The 20,207-nt window shown below is 44.5% G+C and carries 16 protein-coding genes; 9 read left to right on the forward strand and 7 right to left on the reverse strand.

Going from position 1 to position 20,207, the window contains the following annotated elements:
• The first annotated feature begins 5 nt into the window (after positions 1-5).
• From FY557_RS05310 to FY557_RS05320, 3 genes are all read left to right on the forward strand, one after another.
• Positions 6-356, forward strand: a complete 351-nt coding sequence (locus tag FY557_RS05310) for a hypothetical protein (protein ID WP_149246253.1) — start codon at positions 6-8, stop codon at positions 354-356.
• A 321-nt stretch (positions 357-677) separates the two neighbouring features.
• Positions 678-2,717 (forward strand): ATP-binding protein, encoded by a 2,040-nt coding sequence (locus FY557_RS05315; protein ID WP_149246254.1) that lies wholly within the window; start codon positions 678-680, stop codon positions 2,715-2,717.
• 524 nt (positions 2,718-3,241) lie between these two features.
• Positions 3,242-5,746 (forward strand): PAS domain S-box protein, encoded by a 2,505-nt coding sequence (locus tag FY557_RS05320; RefSeq protein ID WP_149246255.1) that lies wholly within the window; start codon positions 3,242-3,244, stop codon positions 5,744-5,746.
• 412 nt (positions 5,747-6,158) lie between these two features.
• Here FY557_RS05320 and FY557_RS05325 read toward each other — a convergent pair whose 3' ends face one another.
• From FY557_RS05325 to FY557_RS05335, 3 genes are all read right to left on the reverse strand, one after another.
• On the reverse strand, positions 6,159-7,358 hold the full coding sequence (locus FY557_RS05325; RefSeq protein ID WP_149246256.1) for a GAF domain-containing sensor histidine kinase: 1,200 nt from the start codon (positions 7,356-7,358) through the stop codon (positions 6,159-6,161).
• Between the two features lie 282 nt (positions 7,359-7,640).
• Entirely contained in the window at positions 7,641-8,162 is a 522-nt protein-coding gene (locus FY557_RS05330) for a DUF1440 domain-containing protein (protein ID WP_149246257.1), read from the reverse strand.
• A 68-nt stretch (positions 8,163-8,230) separates the two neighbouring features.
• Entirely contained in the window at positions 8,231-9,562 is a 1,332-nt protein-coding gene (locus FY557_RS05335; RefSeq protein WP_149246258.1) for an alpha-amylase family glycosyl hydrolase, read from the reverse strand.
• 532 nt (positions 9,563-10,094) lie between these two features.
• Here FY557_RS05335 and FY557_RS05340 point away from each other — a divergent pair.
• Positions 10,095-10,889: a glycosyltransferase family 32 protein gene (locus tag FY557_RS05340; RefSeq protein WP_149246259.1), complete on the forward strand. Its 795-nt coding sequence runs from the start codon at positions 10,095-10,097 to the stop codon at positions 10,887-10,889.
• Positions 10,890-11,007: 118 nt separating this feature from the next.
• On the opposite strand, the gene FY557_RS05345 is transcribed toward FY557_RS05340, so the two are convergent.
• Genes FY557_RS05345 through FY557_RS05355 form a run of 3 tightly spaced genes read right to left on the reverse strand, consistent with a single transcriptional unit; the run spans position 11,008 to position 14,399 of the window.
• Positions 11,008-12,216 carry a hypothetical protein gene (locus tag FY557_RS05345; protein WP_228451712.1) on the reverse strand — a complete coding sequence of 403 codons (1,209 nt, stop codon included), beginning with the start codon at positions 12,214-12,216 and terminating at the stop codon, positions 11,008-11,010.
• Positions 12,191-13,318: a UDP-galactopyranose mutase gene (gene glf / locus FY557_RS05350; protein ID WP_228451713.1), complete on the reverse strand. Its 1,128-nt coding sequence runs from the start codon at positions 13,316-13,318 to the stop codon at positions 12,191-12,193. Before glf ends, FY557_RS05345 begins: the two co-directional genes overlap by 26 nt.
• The gene (locus FY557_RS05355; protein ID WP_149246260.1) at positions 13,302-14,399 is read right to left on the reverse strand and encodes a glycosyltransferase family 1 protein; all 1,098 of its coding nucleotides are present in this window, start codon (positions 14,397-14,399) and stop codon (positions 13,302-13,304) included. The genes glf and FY557_RS05355 overlap by 17 nt, the downstream gene beginning before the upstream one ends.
• Positions 14,400-14,979: 580 nt before the next feature.
• On the opposite strand from FY557_RS05355, the gene FY557_RS05360 reads away from it, so the two are divergent.
• Positions 14,980-15,939: a TIGR03557 family F420-dependent LLM class oxidoreductase gene (locus FY557_RS05360; RefSeq protein WP_149246261.1), complete on the forward strand. Its 960-nt coding sequence runs from the start codon at positions 14,980-14,982 to the stop codon at positions 15,937-15,939.
• Between the two features lie 136 nt (positions 15,940-16,075).
• On the opposite strand, the gene FY557_RS05365 is transcribed toward FY557_RS05360, so the two are convergent.
• Positions 16,076-17,023: a beta-1,6-N-acetylglucosaminyltransferase gene (locus tag FY557_RS05365; RefSeq protein WP_149246262.1), complete on the reverse strand. Its 948-nt coding sequence runs from the start codon at positions 17,021-17,023 to the stop codon at positions 16,076-16,078.
• A 439-nt stretch (positions 17,024-17,462) separates the two neighbouring features.
• Between FY557_RS05365 and FY557_RS05370 the strand changes: the two genes are divergently transcribed.
• From FY557_RS05370 to FY557_RS05385, 4 genes are all read left to right on the forward strand, one after another.
• The gene (locus FY557_RS05370) at positions 17,463-18,131 is read left to right on the forward strand and encodes a DEAD/DEAH box helicase (protein ID WP_149246263.1); all 669 of its coding nucleotides are present in this window, start codon (positions 17,463-17,465) and stop codon (positions 18,129-18,131) included.
• 84 nt (positions 18,132-18,215) lie between these two features.
• Complete coding sequence (locus FY557_RS05375; RefSeq protein WP_149246264.1) at positions 18,216-18,410, forward strand: cold-shock protein; 195 nt, start codon at positions 18,216-18,218, stop codon at positions 18,408-18,410.
• A gap of 199 nt (positions 18,411-18,609) precedes the next feature.
• A complete protein-coding gene (locus FY557_RS05380) occupies positions 18,610-19,089 on the forward strand; it encodes a MaoC family dehydratase (RefSeq protein WP_228451714.1) in 480 nt (159 codons plus the stop codon).
• A gap of 138 nt (positions 19,090-19,227) precedes the next feature.
• Entirely contained in the window at positions 19,228-20,109 is an 882-nt protein-coding gene (locus FY557_RS05385; RefSeq protein ID WP_185151659.1) for a GNAT family N-acetyltransferase, read from the forward strand.
• Positions 20,110-20,207: the final 98 nt, after the last annotated feature.

Here is a 20,207-nt window from a genome sequence, read left to right on the forward strand (position 1 = left end):
ATTCGGTGCATGGCATTCCCTATTTCAGCAATCCATCAGCTTTTCTGCTTTTTACCCGAAAGACGGCCATCCGGCTGCTGAACAGAGCTATTTTAATTCAAACTAAACTGTATATGCGCACTGTCATGCTTAGGCTCTTGAAGCCCCGCACCATCTGTGCAAATCCGTACAATCCGTGGGGGATGTGCTTTGTCGGTTCAGCAGCAATCCAAACCCAAACTTTCCTGCTATTCTCTGATCCTGCGTCGGGATCCCTTACAGGGATGACAGACCAGGATGCTGAGCTTATGATTAATAAAACCAACATTGATCCGGAGCTGAATGGTGTCAAAGCCAGCCTCCGCGATCTTTTATAAGTGGAGCGGCTCGGTGAACCGTTCGGCAGCATACAGATTATTTTCTTCGTGAGCTTTGTGCTCCCGGTAACCATTGAAGTGAACAGTCATCCGTATCGACACGTGCAGTGCATGGCAGCGTCCTTTCATAAAATTCAATTCTCAATCAGTCCTTTGCTTCTTTAATACGATGTTAAAATCCTCGCGAGGATAGAATTGGCATACTCTCTGTTATATCAGGCGATATGATCCAAAGCATAAAACTTTATTAATGACTGATCTTTATATTTTATACCTTTGCCCATACCACAAAAGTGCAAATTATTATTCAATACCCGTATTATGTCTGATATAAATCCTTCGGAAGAACAGAAAAGACTGGCTGCTCTTCGTTCCTATCATATTCTGGATACTGCAGCAGAGAAGGATTTTGATGAACTTACTGAATTGGCAGCAGCCATCTGCAATACGCCGATTGCACTGATCAGCCTGGTAGACGAGGACCGGCAGTGGTTTAAATCGCACCATGGGATGGAAGCCCGGCAGACCGACCGGTGCCATTCCTTCTGTTCCCATGCTATTGAGCATCCTGAAACTTTAATGCAGGTAGAAGATGCCATGCAGGACCCGCGGTTTTCGGATAACCCCCTGGTTACAGGAAATCCGGATATCCGGTTTTATGCCGGGATGCCGCTGGTAGATGAAAAAGGCTATGCCCTGGGTTCGCTGTGTGTAATTGACCAGAAGCCCGGCTATCTGAATGAAGCCCAGCAGAAAGCACTCCGTACGCTGGCACGGCAGGTTATCGACAAACTGTCGCTCCGGAAACGCAACATCGAATTGCTCACTGCCAATGAAAAGCTTGAGCAGGCAAACCGATACCTTACGGAAACGGAAGAAAAATTGAAAACAACCAATACCGAACTGGCGGACAGTAAAGAATGGCTGCAGACGATACTGGATATTGTAGGCGAGGGTATCGGCATTACCGATGAAAAAGGAAATACCATCTACACCAATAAGCGCAGTACTGAAATCTTCAATGTTGAGGGAGAAACCTTGTTTTCCTTCACCGGATCCACAGCGTGGGAAAACCGCCGGCCTGACGGTTCCCCGCTTCCTGCTGAAGAGCACCCGGTGACCATTGCGCTTCGTACCGGATCACCTATAACAAATTTTGTATTTATGGTAAGCGACCGACAGGGCAGTTCGGTGTACCTGTGTATGAACGCCACACCGATTAAAGACAAGGAGGGAAAAATTACCGGTGCGGTCGTCAGCTTTTCCGATATTACGGAAAGCTATCTTTTGCAGGAGCAACTGAAAGACCGGGAAGAAAGACTGCAGATGGCCATTTCTTCCGCTAATCTGGGAACCTGGCATATGGATGCAGAGACCCGGAAATTTTTCCCTTCTCCCAGGCTGAAAGAGCTGTTCGGCTATTACCCTGATGAAGAAATGCCGTATGATGCTGCTTTTGCCCAGATTGCCGATTCCCATCGGCAGCAGATTATTGATGCTGTTGAAACATCCGTTATCAAAGGGGAACCGTATGAGCTGGAATATCCGATCATCGGTTATCACGATAAGAAACTCCGCTGGGTATGCGCTACCGGCCATCTTTATACAAGAGCCGAAAATCCTCTGGTTTCTCATTTTTCCGGAACGATGGCTGATATTACCGAACGCAAGCTCGATGAACAGCGGCGCAGCGATTTTATCGGTATGGTAAGCCATGAATTGAAAAACCCGCTTACAGCCATCGGGGGATATACATATCTTCTTCTGAAAAGAGCGCAGAAAAACAATGATGAAATGGTATCTGAGGCCGCGGTTAAATTAAACCGGCAGATCAAACGGATGGAAGCACTGATCAATGGCTTCCTGGATGTAGCCCGGCTCGGCGAAGGAAAAATACAGCTCAACCGGTCTGCTTTCGATATGGCAGGCCTCGTGCGTATTGCTGAAGAAGAATCCCTGGCGACCATTACTTCCCATAAGGTTGTTTTTGCGCCGGTAGACTTTACCCCGGTAGAGGCCGATAAAGATAAGATCGAACAGGTACTGGTGAACTTTATCAACAACGCCGTTAAATATTCACCTGAAGGCAGTACAATAAATGTAAGTTGTGTAACTAAGGAAGGGAGAGCACGGGTATGCGTAACCGATGAGGGAATGGGAATCCCGGTAAAAGACCAGCCGTTTGTGTTCGACCGCTTCTACAGGGTGGAAAGTGAAGGCATGAAAAATAAAAAAGGTTTTGGCATCGGTCTTTATATCTGTAAGGAAATCGTTGCGCGGCATCATGGAGAAATCGGCGTAGAGAGCACAGAGGGCAAGGGAAGTACATTCTGGTTTACATTGCCGGTGGCTAACCCTTAATTTATGCCTATACAGGCAATGGAACTGATAATCCGAATAAAAACATATAAAAAGGAGTTGATATGACTTTATGATAATATTTTTTCTGGTTTATATAATTTATTTATAAGCAGACGGTATTAATACCTTATTCTTGCTTCAGATATGCCTAAATAATACTGTTGAAAATTTTCAATATTGATACAAATAATGACGGAGAAATCCAGGTTTCCGAAGCCCGGGCAGTAGCAGGAATTAAAAATTACGCTGGATGCAAACTGTTTTTGAAGGTTTTTATCATTTTAAATCAAATGACAAATAAGCTGCTGCACATTACAGAAGCTTATTTCGTTTTAAGCCGAAGGGTGGGATGAATATTTCTCCGCTGTGAAAATCAAAAATAATTTCGGGCTCCGGCGGCATGATTCTATGCTGCAAATATGTTTTGGTTTATAAATGCAGTTTTATGGTATGCTTTTTAGCAGGGCAGGGGCTTGAACGTATTTCTATTTTTGTATTTTCGTGAACTGAAATTTTGAGCGACAATGAAGGATCCGGTACCACCCTTGAATTTTGAACAGTTAATCGATGTATTTTCTTTTATCAGCACGGCCACTGCCGTGCATGTTGGGGAAGATGCCCGGATAGAATTTGCCAACCAGGCGATGCTGACCATCTGGGGCCGCGGACCGGAAGTCATCGGAAAAGGCTTGGAAGAGGCGATGCCGGAACTGTCCGGTCAGCCTTTCGGTGAATTGTTTGCAAAAGTATGGCGGGAAGGCATTACCGTTTCGGGAAAAGATACCCCCGCAAAAATCTTAGTAGACGGAGTACTGGATACCTATTACTTTGATTTTGAATACCGTGCCGTAAAAGATGGAAGCGGTTGTGTCATCGCCATACTGCATACCGCTACCGATGTAACAGAGCGTTACCTGAACAGACGCGAGCTGGAGGAGGCCGGCCGGAACAAACAGATGCTTATCCGCGAGCAATCCCTGAACGAGCAGCTTGCCGTGATGAATGAAGAATTAAGTGCAACCAATGAGGAGCTCCATGCAAGCCGGGAAGAGCTTTCCCGGATGAATGTAGAGCTGGAATATATGGTGGAAGACCGGGTAAAGGCATTGATTGAAAGCGAAGAGCGTTTCAGGTCTATGGCAGATAACACCGATGTACAGATCGCCGTACGCGATGAAACCGGACAGCTGATTTATTTTAACAAAGCCTGGTCGCAGCTCAGCGGACGGACGGCAGCTCAGCTGATCAGTACAGGATGGTATGATCTGATTCATCCCGACGACCGGCAGCAATTTATCGAAATTCATCAGCAGGCATTCGCCGAAAGAGTTTCCTACAGTGCCGAGATGCGGCTGCTTGGATCTGACGGCTCCTACCACTGGCTGCTGAAGAAAGGAACTCCGAGATTTTTTGCCGACGGAAGCTTTGCCGGATATATCAGCTCGTGCGTAGACATTACGCAGCAAAAACTTATTGAACAGCAGCTGAAAAAAATGAATGAAGAATTAGCTGCCTCCAATGAAGAATTGGCTGCTCTCAATGAGGAACTGGCAACAATCAATGAAGAGCTTGCGGAATCCAATGATGAATTGCTGCTCAGTGAAGCGCGTTTCCGAAACCTTATCAGACAGGCACCGGTAGCCATTTGCGTAATCCGGGCTGAAGATCTGATTGTTACCGACGTTAATGACGGCTATCTGGAACTGGTAGGAAAATCCCGGGAACAGCTGGAAAAACGTCTGATCTGGGACGGTGTGGCTGAAGCCGCTGCAGTATATGCGCCGGTGATGCAGCAGGTTATCACTACCGGAACGGCCTTTCACGGAAGGGAGCACGAACTTATCTTAAACCGCAACGGTGTAGATGAAACCATGTTTATCGATTTTGTTTACGAGCCGGTTACCGATCTGAAAGGTAAAGTAACATCCATCATGGTTGTTGGAAATGATGTGACTGATAAAGTGACATCGAGAAAGCAGATTGAAGATATAGAGGAAAGGAACCGCCTGGCGATTGAGGCGGCAGAGATCGGGACCTATGAACTGAGCTACGAAAGCCAGTTTGTGATAGGCTCAAAACGGTTTAATGAAATTTTCGGGGTTACCAGCCCCGTTTCTAGAGCACAGGTGCTTGCCACCTTTCATCCTTTGGATACTCATCTCAGCGAACAGGCCCATGCCATTGCCCGAAAAACCGGAAAGCTTTTTTATGAAGCCCGTGTTCTGACCGCGGACGACGCTGTGAAATGGATCCGTCTGCAGGGAAATGTACATTACGATAGCGAAGGAAAAGTAAAGAAACTGTTGGGTACCGTGATGGATATTACCGCTTTAAAACAGATCCAGCAGCAGAAGGACGACTTTATTTCAATTGCGAGTCATGAGCTGAAAACACCGCTTACCGGCCTGAAGGCCTCCCTGCAGCTTCTAGACCGGATGAAGGCAAACCCTACTGCTTTAATGCCCCGGTTGATTGAACAGTCCAACAAAAGTATGGATAAGATTTCCGAACTCGTGGAAGAGCTGCTGAACGTGACCCGTATCAACGAAGGCAAAGTGATTTTAAATAAAAAGAAGTTCAGCCTGGCAGATATGGTAGACGAATGCTGCTCCCATGTCCTGCAGCTTGGAACCCATGAACTGGTGGTGGAAGGGGAAACGAATCTGCACATCACAGCAGATGAAAACCGGATCCAGCAGGTGGTTACGAATTTCATTAACAATGCTATTAAATATGCACCCCAGAGCAGACAGATATTCCTGAAGATCGAACGTACCGGTGATGCAGTAAGGGTTTCGATCAGGGATACCGGCCCGGGCATTCCGGCAGATAAATTACCGCACCTGTTTGAACGTTATTACAGAGTAGACCCGCGGGGGATACAGGTTTCCGGACTCGGATTAGGCTTGTATATCAGTGCGGATATTATCGAACGCCACGGCGGAAAAATCGGTGCTGAAAGCGTGGAAGGAGCAGGGAGTACATTCTGGTTTACGCTGCCTGATCAGGAGGAAGCAGCATTAAATTAATTCGGAGCATACATCGGATTAAGGGAAAAGGAGTTATTAGGCTAATAAGTGATACAGCGCATGGTCCAGGTAAAAAATGTAAGGAAAATTTGAGATTGGTCCACGAAGGTTCCTTTACAGGTTCCCGATACATTTCTCCCGCTGCGCTGCAAAAAACTCTTGAACGGACGCAGGACTGAACCGAGGTGAATCAAAAAAAACTCTTCATGTATTCCTGGCTCCTATTAAACCGCTTCGTCACTTCGGATAGATATGAAAAAACCATATCGGGAAGCTGCTGATTGAAGACTAAGGTTGATCTTTCATAAATTAGTTGTAATCAGTGACCGTTGATGTCCAAACCTTTGTAGTACTGTTAACCGGAAAAACTTCCGGCCTCCAGCGTGCTTCTTCCAGACTATTAACCTAACTTCTACTTCGGCAGCTGCAGGAAAAAGGTGCTTCCCTTTCCCCGGCCTTCACTTTCAGCCCAGACCCTGCCGCTGTGCATCTCTGCCAGGATTTTTACCGAATACAGTCCGAATCCGTGCGAGCGTTCATTGGCCGTAGGAACAGATGAAAGATTTGAAAATTTCGTAAACAGGAAATCGATCTCGGAACGGAGAATTCCCTGTCCTGTATCACTCACACTGAAAATCATCGAATCTTCATGTTCCCTGCATTCAACACAGATCTCCGATTCAGCAGGGGAGTATTTCGATGCATTGCTCAGATAATTGGTCAGGATATCAATAAGGCGGTGCCGGTCAGCTTTGATGCTCTTATCTGTTGAAATGTTGACGGTGATGCGTTGTTGCTTATTGTTAAGGATCTGTCCGAGATTCATGCATACTTCTTCTATAATCTCTTTTGGGTTGATGGAAGTAATTTCCAGCTCAATATATTTTTCTTCCGCGGCCGCTTTATGCAGCATTTTGCTCAGGTGCTGTTCCGTGGATCTTGTATTCTCCACAATGGTATGGGCCAGCCGGTAGACAAGGTCGCCTTCCGTAGCTTTTCTCTGGAGATGCTGGGCGGAAATCAGGATGGAAGTAAGGGGATTTAGAATATTATGGACCATGTGGTGCAGGCGGTCGTCTGCTATTTTTGCAATCCTGCGTTTGGCTTTTATGGATTCCAGCTTATCCAGCACCACTTCCGCAAGTTTTTTAAGAATGGAAACCTGCAGTTCTGAAATGCTTTCCCTTGGCTTGCTGTCGATAACGCATACCGTTCCGATAATATAGCCGTCTTCGGTTTTTATCGGGGCTCCTGCATAGAATCGTATGCCTCCTTCACAGGCAATGTAGGGATTTTGTCTGAGATCATCATACAGGTGGGTATCATTGATGACGGATAATTTATCCTCATGGATAGCCAGGGAGCAGAGGCTATCTTCACGCAGTACATGGTTGGTAGGAAAGTTGCTAAGATTGGATTTGAAGAAAACTTTATCGGAATCCACAAAATTCACAAAAGCCCCCGGTGCATCAAAAAGTTCTGCAGCAATGGAAGCAATATTGTCAAACGTCCGGTCCGTAGACGTATCGACGATGCAGTACTGATTCAGTTTTTCGATCCTTTCCTGCTCATTTTCAGGGATCAGGGAGGGCTTGGAAAAGTAATTTTTCATATTTATGGATTTCTGTTCAAAAGTATTAAATTTCAAACACTTTACAGCGGTAAAATGAAATTAATTTAGACCGGTAAGGGATTGTTCCACTCTTGTTATAACCCTAATGATGAATTGCTTTTGTCTGATGAAATAGGATCCGGGAATTTTAAGGGCCAGAACAGTTGTTTCAGGCTGCCAAAAAATAATTTATAGAATCATATACTGAATCCGTGTTCATATATGTACGGATTCCACTTATTCTGTTAGCTTCAGCTTCTTGAATTAACTCCAGACAGCCTGCTAAAAAAGCGCATTCAGCACCTTTCGGCTCTGTTCCATTCCTACCCCGAAAACAACATGTGAACCGAATTCCCAGACCCACCATGAGGCCGGCATTTCATTTACTTTTGCCTGTAAGCCCAGCATCGGAACGGTGGAACCGTGGGTAAATGCCCAGACTGCAGCTCCTGCTGCAAGGCCTTCGCCCATTCTGAAGCGCCTGTTTCTGCTGACAAGCAGTACATAACTGACACCAATGACCGTACCCAATGCATAGTGGATGACTTTCATAGCCGTTAAGGTATCCTCTTCAGAAAGTACCCTATGGGTGGTATTGTGATATACTTCTTTCGCCAGAACCGCCGGAGGCATGTTCTGTGGATGACCGGTAACGTCGGCACCGCGAAGTTTCAGTTCATAAGGTTCCGGCGGGAACATCTTTTCACCCAGCTTCTGCAGCGGCGGTTCCGCAAGCGATTTGATGAATGAAGCAACGAGGCCTACGGCAATTCCTTTTAAAATATTCTGGGTCAGGGTATTCATAAATGTTTGATGAGGGATTACTATTCGGATCTGTTTAATAAAAGTTTCCTTCAGATGATACAGCAGTTTTAGATCTGTTCTTCGCGATGCAGGATCATATATTCCCACGGTTCCATCGTCATAATTACTGTATCCGGAACTTTCTGCTCCTTTTTAGTAAAAAGGTTGGTATACATTCCCGTATCGAAAGAAGTATCGAATTGTACGGTTACAGGCTTATTGCTGAGATTTATAAAAGTAAGCACCTTATCGCCTTCTTTTTCGCGGACAAAAGAGATTACCGCATCCATTTTATCATTAACGATCCTTACCATTTCGCCGCCGTATTTACCATTCCACAACGCTTTATTTTTATGCTTTAAATTAAAAAGGGTGGTATAAAGCGGCTGATTCTGATAAGATTTCCAGTCGATAGGATCTTTTTCAAAAAATTCCAGCGAACGGTCCAGTCCTGATTCCTGGCCGCTGTAGACCAAAGGCATTCCATCCATCATCACCGTGAAAACGGTTGCTGTATTTAAAGCTTTACCGAAATTGCTGTACTGGTCGCCTTCCCATGAATTTTTATCATGGTTGTCGATAAAGTTCAACCGGATCCCTGCTTTCGGGAAAATGGAAACATGCTCTGCAATATAAGCTTCGGTAAGGATTTTTACACTCCTTTCATTCAGGGCCAGCTGGTGAAGGATATTCCATAAAGTCCAGTTATAGGTGGCATCGAAGGCTTTACGGTGGAGTTCACGGTCCTCTGCTTCAGCCAGCATAAAAACAGGCTTGATGGCTTCAAGCTCCTCCCTTGCATTTTCCCAGAAATCGATCGGGACAAAACTTGCAATATCACACCGGTATCCGTCAAGGTCATATTCCTTAATCCAGAATTTCAGGGCTTCCGTCATGTACTGGCGCAGTCCGGGATGGCTGTAATCCAGTTCGATAATATCATCATAATCCCTCCATCGGGTAGACTGGAAGGTATCTTTCCGTGATTTACGGTACCATTCGGGATGATCGGAAACCATAGCATTGTCCCAGCTGGTGTGGTTGGCAACCCAGTCGATAATCACATACATTCCTGCTTCATGGATGGCTTTTACCAGGCACCGGAAATCTTCTTCCGTCCCAAATTCCGGATTGATCCCGAAATAATCCTTTACGGAATAATAACTTCCCAAGGTTCCTTTCCGGTGAAGCTTCCCTATGGGATGCACCGGCATCAGCCAGATGATATCGATTCCCATTTCTTTAAGTCTCGGAAGCTGTCTTTCAACGGCCCTGAAGGTACCTTCCTCTGAGAACTGGCGGATATTAAGTTCATAGACGGTTGCATTTTTCGCCCATTCCGGAAGGGTAATTTCTACATATTGTTCCGGCTGGTACCGGGAATCGGTGTGCTGTTCCATAGTTGTATTTTGATGATAAAAGAAGCTTGTATACTATCAGACGTGAAAGAAATAAACGTACCATAATGGGAAAATCGGTTTTATTTAATATAAATCAGATACGTAGGGATGCGGGGCCTTGAGGACCTCAACCACCGGGATGAGCATAAGTTCAGCACTTCGTTTTGTCATCCCTGCAGTGGATCTCAACATAGTATTAGAGAAAAGATTCAGTTTTAGATTTCTAATAAATGACGAAGAAATCACCTGCGGACTGCACGGATTTACACGGATGATTCGTTTACGGTAAATTTTCCTGTAAAGCTATAGGTAAAGTCTTTTTTACCTTTAGGTTTATTGAAAAGTTTGACAGAGTTCTCTAAAAATACTAACCGCAAAATTGGTTTCAGCGAATTTTTTAAAGCAAATTTTGTAAGCAAAAAGAAAGATATGGTATCTAAATATTCTTCCTTTATACACTAAGGTTTAATTTTTGTAACCTTTAAAAAACGGCAAAAGCCGGCAATACCAAAATCACTTAAAAAAATAATATATGATTCCTAAGAAAATACATTACTGCTGGTTCGGAGGCCAGGCAAAACACGAGCTGGCCGAACACTGCATCGCATCCTGGAAAAAAATCCATCCCGATTACGAACTGGTAGAATGGAACGAAAGCAACGCGCCTCTTGAAGACAACAATTATGTAAAAGAAGCATTTGCCCAGAAAAAATGGGCTTTTGTATCTGATTATGTACGATCCAAAGTGATGTACGAACACGGAGGTATCTATATGGATACCGATATGGAGCTGAAGATGCCACTGGATGAATTCTTAAATGAAAAAGCTGTCTGTGGTTTTGAAGTAAAAGGCGTTCCGTATTCTGCATTCTGGATGGCTGAACCAGAGCATAAACTTGCAGCGGATTTTGTAGCATATTATGACGCCCAGGACGGTTTCGAAGAACGGATCAATACCGATATCTTTTCGGAAATGCTGGAAAAAGAGTACGGGGCAGACCGTTACAGCGATACGATCCAGAAGCTTAAACATGACGTCACGCTGTATCCATCGGTTTATTTCTCGCAGGATCTGCCGAAAAACTATGTAAGCCATCATTTCAACGGTTCCTGGTTTGGGGGTGATGAGGAGAACACGCATAAGAAAATGGTAAATACCTACGGACTTCTGGAGCGGCTGATCAGTCAGCCCGACGCGGCAAAATCCATAGAAAGCATCATCAATAAACATAAAATTATCGACATAAATAAAGTACTGGAACTTTTTCCTGAAGAAAGCATCCGTACCTATCTTGAAACTGCGGAAGCAAGCCATGTGGGTGAATAGCTGTATTGCGTTTGAAGCAACAATAAATACTTCATTTGAAGTTATGATAAAGGTAAACTCCGGAGCAGAAGCTCCGGAGTTTTGTATTAAAGATGAGTCCGGTGAAAACCGGAGTGGTTTATATCAGGATGTCGGTAACTACAGGAATTTTATCAGGCGATAATACATCCGAAAGTTCCTCCTGAAATTCGTTCAGTGCCATCATGCTTTCATAATGAATTTTCCGCTGAAGGTTTTCCGGATCCGATATATCCCATAACCCGCTGTGATGCCAGTGATCGGGAAAATCCCAATCGGGGCGGTCGAGAATCGGGTAGATGCAGCATCCGTATAATGGGATTCCATTTCTGATCATAGAAACACATTCCTGGCCAATCATTTTCAGCCAGGCATACCGATGGTCCCCGTGAATACTGGTTTCGGAAATCACAAGGGGCCTTCCGTATCGGAGGTAGACCTCGCTGACCAACGTGCTGAGGCTTTTCCACAGGGCATTCGGCGGATCCGCATCCCATGGAATAAACTGGTGATCATGGACCGTCCATTGGTTGTTGAAATAAAAATTCAGGCCGATGATATCCAGGTATTCGGGTTTTCCCCTCAGCTCAGGACATATTTTTCCGGTCAGCATATCGAGTACCTGAAACTGTTCCTGATGTTTTTCATGGGCCTCCAGCACCAATACCGGATCGGAGAGGTCTGCTGCCGAAATATGGATCAATGGTTCGGTAGGCATAATCTGTACCGACGGATCTGCTTCTTTCATCATTTCAATGCCTTCAATATAGGCTTTCATCAGCATATATTTTACTTCCCAGCCCTGCCTTTGGGTATACGGACTGGTTCCTTTCACCTCGCCGCCCAGCCAGGACAGGAAGCTCACTTCATTAATCGGGGTAACGATAAGTTCCCCGTCCGGAACCATGCTTCGGTATTTATTTACAAAAGCACGGCACAGATGGGCAAAACGCCGGGCAAACATAGGGTGCAGCGGAGTTAGGTCATCCGGAAACCCGAAATGGCAGATGTCCCAGACTACCTGGATCCCGTGTGCCTGTGCATGGGAAATAATTTCCTCCACCTGGCTCCAGTCGTATTCGAAAGGCTTTTTTTCCACAAAGCTCCAGCGGATGCCTTCCCTTACGGTAGCAATGTCTATCTCGCGGAGGTTCTGATAATCCTCGTTGATCAGACGATCATGTCCTGTCAGTTCAATAAGGTCAACTCTTTCCCCGAAGGCATTCTGGTGGTCTGCACATTCAAAACCCGCCATCAGGAAACTGCGGAACGGGTTTTCGGGATCAAACGGACTGGACCTGTACTTCATGCTCAGTTTCTTTTACAATTTTACGGAATAACGCCAACGACTGGGCTACCACCTGGTCCATATTGTAATACTTGTAAGTTCCCAGGCGTCCGGTGAAATAAACATCCGGCGTCTCTTCCGCCAGTTTTTTGTACCGGTTGTAGATTTCCTGGTTTTCTTTTCTCGGGATCGGGTAGTAAGGATCACCCTCACCGGTAGGGTATTCGTAGACAATGGTGGTTTTACGGTGAACCTGTCCCGTTAGGTGTTTAAATTCAGTAATTCTTGTATACAGGTTGGAGGTCGGATAATTTACCGTGCCGGTATCCTGATATTGATCCTGATCCAATGTTTCAAACCGGAAATCGATGGATCGGTAAGGCAGTTTCCCGAACCGGAAATCGAAATACCCGTCGATCGGTCCGGTATAGATCAGCTTTCTATGCGGAATCAGGTCCACTATATCCCTGAAATTGGTATTCAGCATAATATGGATGTTCGGATGGGAAAGCATTTTTTTAAACATTTCGGTATATCCGTTTTTAGGCATAGCCTGGAATGTATCGGTAAAATACCGGTCGTCGCTGTTGGTACGCGTCGGTACCCTTGCTGTTACCGAGGCATCGAGTTCCGAAGGATCCAGGTCCCACTGTTTCCGGGTGTAGCCCCGGAAAAATTTTTCATACAGTTCTTTTCCGACGGCATTGATGACTACATCTTCAGAAGTAAGAACCGGTTTCCGGGATTCCGCTTTTGACGCGAGGAAATCTACGACTTCATCAGAAGTAAGGTTCTTCCCGTACAGTTTATTGATGGTTGTCAGGTTAATGGGAATCGGTACCAGCTGTCCGTCCACACTTCCCAACACGCGGTGTTCATACGGTCTCCAGTCGGTAAATTTTGAGAGGTACCGGAAGACTTCGTCGGAATTGGTATGGAAAATATGCGGGCCGTACTGATGGATCAATATTCCGTCTTCATTATAATAATCATAAGCATTGCCGCCGATATGATCGCGTTTGTCAACGATCAGTACTTTTTTCCCCTGGCTGGCCAGTCGTTCGGCAAGTACGGATCCTGCAAATCCGCAGCCGGTAATCAGATAATCATACATAAATTCCATTGGTTGTTTTAACGGTTTCTATAAGAAGGCTCATTTTTGTAAAAGTGTTGTCCCAGGAATCGTCTGCCAGGAATTCATCCACCTTCATCAGCCATTCTTTACGTGAATCTTTCTGAAGCTCTTCTTCTCCGAAAGCAATAAAGGTATCAGCATTGTCTGCAATGTATACCAGATTTTCTTCACCGTAAGGCCTTACTACATCTTTAATCGGAGTTGAAATGACCGGAAGCCCTGCCGAAAGATATTCCGGTGTTTTGGTAGGGCTGATGAATTCCGTAGATTCGTTGATGGCAAATAAAACCAGGGCAATATCCCAATGGCTGATGTATTGAGGAAGCTCGTCATATTTTTTAGGACCCAAATAATGGATATTACCGGCTTTGGGGAGGTCTGCAGGATCTATTTTTACCACCGGCCCGATGATGACGAAATGCCATTCGGGTTTTCGCGCGGAAACTTCTCTCAGCAGTTCAATATCAAACCTCTCATCAATTACCCCGAAGAAACCGAATCTCGGATGGGGAATATGACTTTGGTCCTCACTGTCGGCCGTCTTTCTGCGTGCTTTGTGGAAGTGATCTTTATCGATGCTGCTCGGAAAAGGATGGATGTTGTGGTGCCGCTCTTTTTTAGCCTGATAAAGCGTATGGCCACCCGTAAAGACTACATCGGCTTTTTTGAAAAGCGCTTCTTCCAGTGCAAGCAGCTGCGGAGGCGCAAAACGGAACGCCGACAGCTCATCCATGGAATCATAAATGGTTACTTTAGGCTTAAGGTGCGCAGTATATTCCAAAGCCATTGGGGTATAGTACCAACACAGGTAATCCTGGATCTGCTGCTCTTTAAGAAACCGGTCGATGATCCGTGTCATTCGCCCTTTATAATCATCATGGTGGTTTTCGATGTGGATTACCACAATGGAAATGCCGTCCTGACGGATGATCTCATAGGAATCGGGTCCGGTATGGGGTTCTTCAAAGTAAAAGACGTTGTAGTTTTTGGCAAACCGGGTCAGCAGATGCTGAGGGCGCTGAAATACAAAATTCCAACGTAAATGGCTGAAACATAAAATATTTTGCATAAGGTATTTAGATTAACACTTATAAAGCTAGTACTAAAAAAAACAGGGGGATCATGACTGCCGTCATAAGCCATAAGGTATAATTAGGTTATTATAACCTGTATTTGTGGTATCTGTTTAAGAACAACTGCTCATGATTTCGGATGAAAGAAATACTCACGCAGATTTTCTTTAATGTACAGTTTTTATTTTCCTGGCAGACATCGTAGGGAAGCAGAGGCAATACATTTTCTTCGCTAAACCTGAACATACGCTTAATCAGAAATCAGCTTGCTGGTTTTATTTTTTCAGATGATACAGATTGATTTTTCAGAAGTTTTTTAATGCGAAAAATAAATTTCATCCGGCTGATCAGACGTAACACATTATAAAAAATAAGCATAAAAAATTTTCCGGACATTGACCGGTGTCATAAGATCTTTCCCGGTTAATTTTTAAGTTTGATCAGACACGGATTCCGGAGCTGTGTGAACAGATCAGCAATCGCTTAAAGTAACTGATAATATGAATAAATATTATACTTGCTATCGCCTCTGAGTACACAAGTCTGGATCCAAAAATAATCACAAGTAAAACATATATGAAACCATTAATCGGATATCACTGTTCTCTGGAAAGATTTACAGCGCAGGAACACCTCAGCAATGCAAAAACGGCTCTGGCCCATGGATTTAAAGGAATTACCTGTTCGGACCATTTTTATCCCTGGAGCGAAAGGCAGGGTGCCTCTATCGCTTCCTGGCCCTGGCTCGGAAGCGCAATGAATGCCGTTGAGCTGCCGTTCGGGGTGGTAACCTCACCCACAGACCGCTGTAATCCTGTTATAATCGCCCAATATATTGCCACTTTGGCTTCCATGTACTCCGGCCGGTTCTGGGCAGCTTTTGGAAGCGGGCAGTTGCTGAACGAGCACATCAGCAATCATCACTGGCCGGTAAAAAGCGAAAGGAACAAAAGGCTGAAAGAAGCCATTACCATCATCAGAAAGCTTCTGAAAGGAGAAACCGTAACGTTTGAAGGTAAATACTTCCAGGTGTACAATACCAAATTGTATACGCTGCCTTCCGTTCAGCCTAAAATTCTGGTAGCGGCATTGTCCAGTGAGTCGGCACACGAGCTGGCCGGATGTGCCGACGGGATTATTACCGTAATCAAACCGGTGGAAGACCAGAAAGAATTTATTTATGCTTACGAGCAGGGCGGGGGAGACCGGAACGAACTGCATCTGCAGGCCATTATGTCGTATCATCCGGATCAGGAGCAGGCAGAGCATGAAGCCTGGTACAACTGGCGGCATGCCGTTCTCGGCGGAAATCTCCAGGCTGAAGTAAGAACGCCTGAAGATTTCGACAGTGCTGTAGAAAATATTACGGTAGCACAGACCAATAAAATCATCCGTGCTTCTTCCGATCCGAAAGCACATCTGGAATGGCTGAAAGAAGACATCAGCTGCGGCTTTTCGCAGATCTATATCCAGGATGTATCGAATGATCAGGCGCAGACCATTGAAATGTACGGGAAATTACTGACTCAAATCTGAAATAAGAAATAATAGGAGGGGAGCGGGGAACTGGAGGCTGCAAGTTTTTATCCATAAAGCCAAGGCTCTTTATGTGCTTTCTCACCTAGGTAATTTTCAAGCTAAATTTAACCGGGCTTCTAAAATGAGGAAATAATCAGTTATTATCCCGGTTGTTTCTCTTCAGTTCCCTTTCCACCTCATCAATTTCCGGCAGAGGCAGGTCATAATGTTCGGTAATGTACTGCAGGATGCTTTCATCGGTCTTACCGTTTACTTTTCTGATGAAGAGGTAATTGCCGTCATTAAGGGATTGAATAAAATCGCCGGTGTGCCTGCTGTTCCTGAAACAGGTTTTTTCAATGTTTGCTCTTTTATCGTCATTCACAATAATATCCCTGAATTCCGTATTCATCAGCACGGTCTGGAAAAAGGATTCTGCAGGCAGAAGGGTATGAAGGTAATAATCCTCGAAATCCATTACCCTCTTATTATTTGTCAGGAAAACACAGGTATCTTTAGTCAGCATAAACCATTTCTCTCCGATGTACGGGGTAACGCCTTCCATAAAGTCCCTTTTGTAAACCATGGATGAAATTTTATGGGTAAGTTCGGTAAAATGGTTCTGGATCCGCTGCATGGTATCGGGCCTGTAAAATTTCTGGTCGTAATAAAAAAGATAGTTTCTTCCTTTATTGACCTTCAGAAACTGCCGGATGATGCTCTGCGACCGTAGCGGGTAATCTTCACCGCTCAGATTAATGAAATAATCCCAATCCTGGCTTACGTTCAACAGGTATTCCATGGCATTCAGTTCAGCCTGGATCACGCTGAATCCCCCGGAGACGATGTTCATGCTCTCCAGGAGATAGGCATTAGGAAACTGCAGAAGATACAGCTGGATTTCTTCTGTAAATTCTGCCCTGGCTTTCCGGTCGATGTGGATCAGGTAAAACTGGTCACGGGTATAGATCTTTTCAAACATGGCTTTAAAAACATTGGGTTTATGATGGACCATGATGAAATAAGCAATCCGTATCTGCTGAGAAGAAGGGATTTCTGCCGGTTGAAGCCGGGTGCGCGGAGCGGTAGCATACGTAGGCATAAGACTGGAATTTAGAATCATCCACGGTTGCGGATGATTGGTTTGTGTGCGTAAGCTACGAATAAAATTTTGAAAATCAGTAAATTAAAGGTGTTTCTTTACATGTTTTTTCGTGTACCTTTGTACGGTATTCATAAAACAGGTTCCTGCCTTCGCTGTACTGATTTAATTTAAATTACATTTCGATCATTCAGTTTTGCTTTTTCAGCTGCCCGATTATTAATCTGACCTCAATGATGAAGGCGTTTTAAAATTCCCCCTTTGTTTGAGAGATGCTACTTCATTGCAGGCAATTCAGGAGTTTTTATTGTTAACCAAAACAGACTGTTGAAAAAGTTAAGCAAAGCAAAAAGGTGACGGATAAAGTATCCGGGTTATCACCATACCATTCAGATTCCCCAAAGGATCTGTTTACCAAATGCCGGGCAACCGGACGATCATGATCAGTTTTAAAAACTTACATTTAATCAATCCCATTATCCGTGCCGTTACGGAAGCAGGCTATTCGAGACCTAACGGATTACAGTGCTTTACGGTACCGCATATCCTTGGAGGCCGTGATGTGATGGCCTGTTCTGAGGCGGGATCGGGTAAAACAGCGGCTTTTGTGATGCCGATTCTTCAGCTGCTGCAGAAAAATACCCGGGAACATTCGAAAATAAGGGTTTTAATCCTTTGTCCGGATAAGAAAGCAGTCATGCAGGTAGAAGACAAACTGAAGATCTACAGCAAATACCTTCCGCTCTCACAACTCTCCATTTTCGACGGCTTTTCAGCCGGCGGACAGCTGTCTGCATTAAGGAAAAGGGTAGACCTCCTCGTGGCCACCCCGGAAAGGCTGCTGGAACTGGCTTTACAGCAATCCGTTGATCTTTCTAAAATCGAGATCCTGGTGCTGGACAAAGCCGACCGGATGCTGGAAACAGGAAGTGCAGATGAAGTGAAAAACATCCTGAAACTGGTTCCTAATAAAAGACAGACGCTGTTTTTTTCAACAATGATGACTGATAAGACCGGGAAATTTGCAGAAGCTGTTCTCAGAAAACCGCTGGAGGACGCGGCAGTTTATGATCATCATGAAGAAGAAGACCGGCGGTACGTTTCCTGAAGACCATACACCAATCAAAATAATATAAGTGATCTCTAAAGTGTAGAGATGACCATCATACTTAATTTTTTAATAATCATTACCATGCAACAAGGCACCGTAAAATTTTTTAACGAAGCAAAAGGCTTCGGATTTATTGCTCCGGCAGACGGAAGCAAAGACATCTTTGTACATTCTTCAGGACTGAATACCCAATCGATCAGGGAAAACGATCAGGTGGTGTTTGATATACAAAAAGGCGAAAGAGGCTTAAATGCCGTTAATGTAAAACTGGCATAGCCTGTTTTTATTGTAAAAATACGTAACGTTCCTTTCAATTCAGACTAAATTCATATAATTTCAGTTGACCAACTGTATTGTCAGGAAGAATGAAAAGTAAGTGATTGCTTATTATTTTGTTATGTTCACCGGCCTCCCGCTTTATGCAGGAGGTTTTTTTATGATCCCGGCAATAAAATGATGGTCATGTTTAATAATAATGATAAATTCGTTAAAAAATAAAATGGTAATTATCAATAATTTCGAAGATTACAAACGGCTGGAGGGGACGGTGGCCGGAACTTCTTCATGGCATACTATTGACCAGGTGCAGATCAACCGTTTTGCAGATGCTACCCTTGACCATCAGTGGATTCATGTGGATGAGAAAAGGGCAGAAGAGCAAGGACCCTATCGGTCGACGATAGCACACGGTTATCTGACGCTGTCTCTAATCCCTTATCTCTGGAAACAGATTGCCGAGGTACGGAATGTAAAAATGGAAATCAATTACGGGATCGAAAACTTCAGGTTCGGGGTTCCGGTGAAGGTAAATAATCAGGTCTGCCTGCAGGCCAAAATAAAATGTGTGAATAACCTGAAAGGCACGGTGAAAGTCACCGTGGAAGCCAAGCTTTTGATCCGGGACCAACTAAAACCGGCTTACACAGGCGATGTGATTTTTCTTTATCACTTTTAGCAGACCGCAAATACTTAAAACTTTCCAGAAAGGGAAGAAACAGGTGCTGTTTGTCGGAAAATTGTATTGATGATCAATTGCTGATCTTTAAGTATAAAATCGAATCCATCATTTCATTACATTAAAAACAGGATGACTATGAATATCTCAAGCGACAGACTTGAATTAAGCCCATTAACCGGCAACGATTATTCCTTTATTTTTGAATTGGTGAATGCACCCGGCTGGCTGCAGTTTATCGGGGACCGGAACATCCGGACCGAAGACGATGCAAAGGCCTATATTCTGAAAATTAATGAAAATCCTCAGATCAAATATCGGAAAGTTACCCTCAGAAGCGGGAAGAAGCCCATGGGTATTATCACCTGGGTAAAAAGGGATTACCTGGAATATCCGGATGTCGGTTTTGCTTTTCTTCCTGATGGTGCGGGTCAGGGCTATGCTTTTGAAGCGACCCGGGCGGTGCTGTATTCCGCACCGGAAGTTCTGCGGCAGGATAGGATCCTGGCCATTACCACCCGGGAGAATGTACGTTCCGTGAAGCTTTTGGAAAAGCTGAAATTCAGCTGCGACGGTGAAACCGAAGCGGACGGTAAAATGCTCCTGCAGTATTCGCTGGATCAGGATCATCTTCTGATCGGAAAGTGCATTCATGATTTCTACAGTATCTTCTCAAATGTTTTTCGTGAACCGGAATTTGAAGTAATCAATGAAATCTGTTCACCCTCGTCAAATATCATTAAAAAATCAGCGGACGGTGCAGAGGTTTATGATCTGGAATCGTTTATCAATCCCTGGAAAAGAATCCTGACTGACGGGACACTCACGGAATTCAGCGAATGGGAAACCGGAGAAGAAACCAGAATCGTGGGAACTATTGCCCAGCGCTATTCGAAATACTGCAAAAAAGGCCTGTTGAATGGAAAATACTTTGAGGCGTCCGGCCATAAAATGTTTCAGCTGATGAAAGATCACGGCGTCTGGAAAATCGTGCATATGGCCTGGGAAGATGAGGTATGATTGGTAATTTTAAACTTGTTTTCTGCGTTACAATCAGCCGTTTAACTGATCCTATAATGATTAAAATTATACAGCAATAAAACTGGTACGGTAAAATT

Origin of the sequence: Chryseobacterium sp. SN22, assembly GCF_008329705.1 — a bacterium.
In the GTDB taxonomy this organism is placed as follows: Bacteria; Bacteroidota; Bacteroidia; order Flavobacteriales; family Weeksellaceae; genus Chryseobacterium.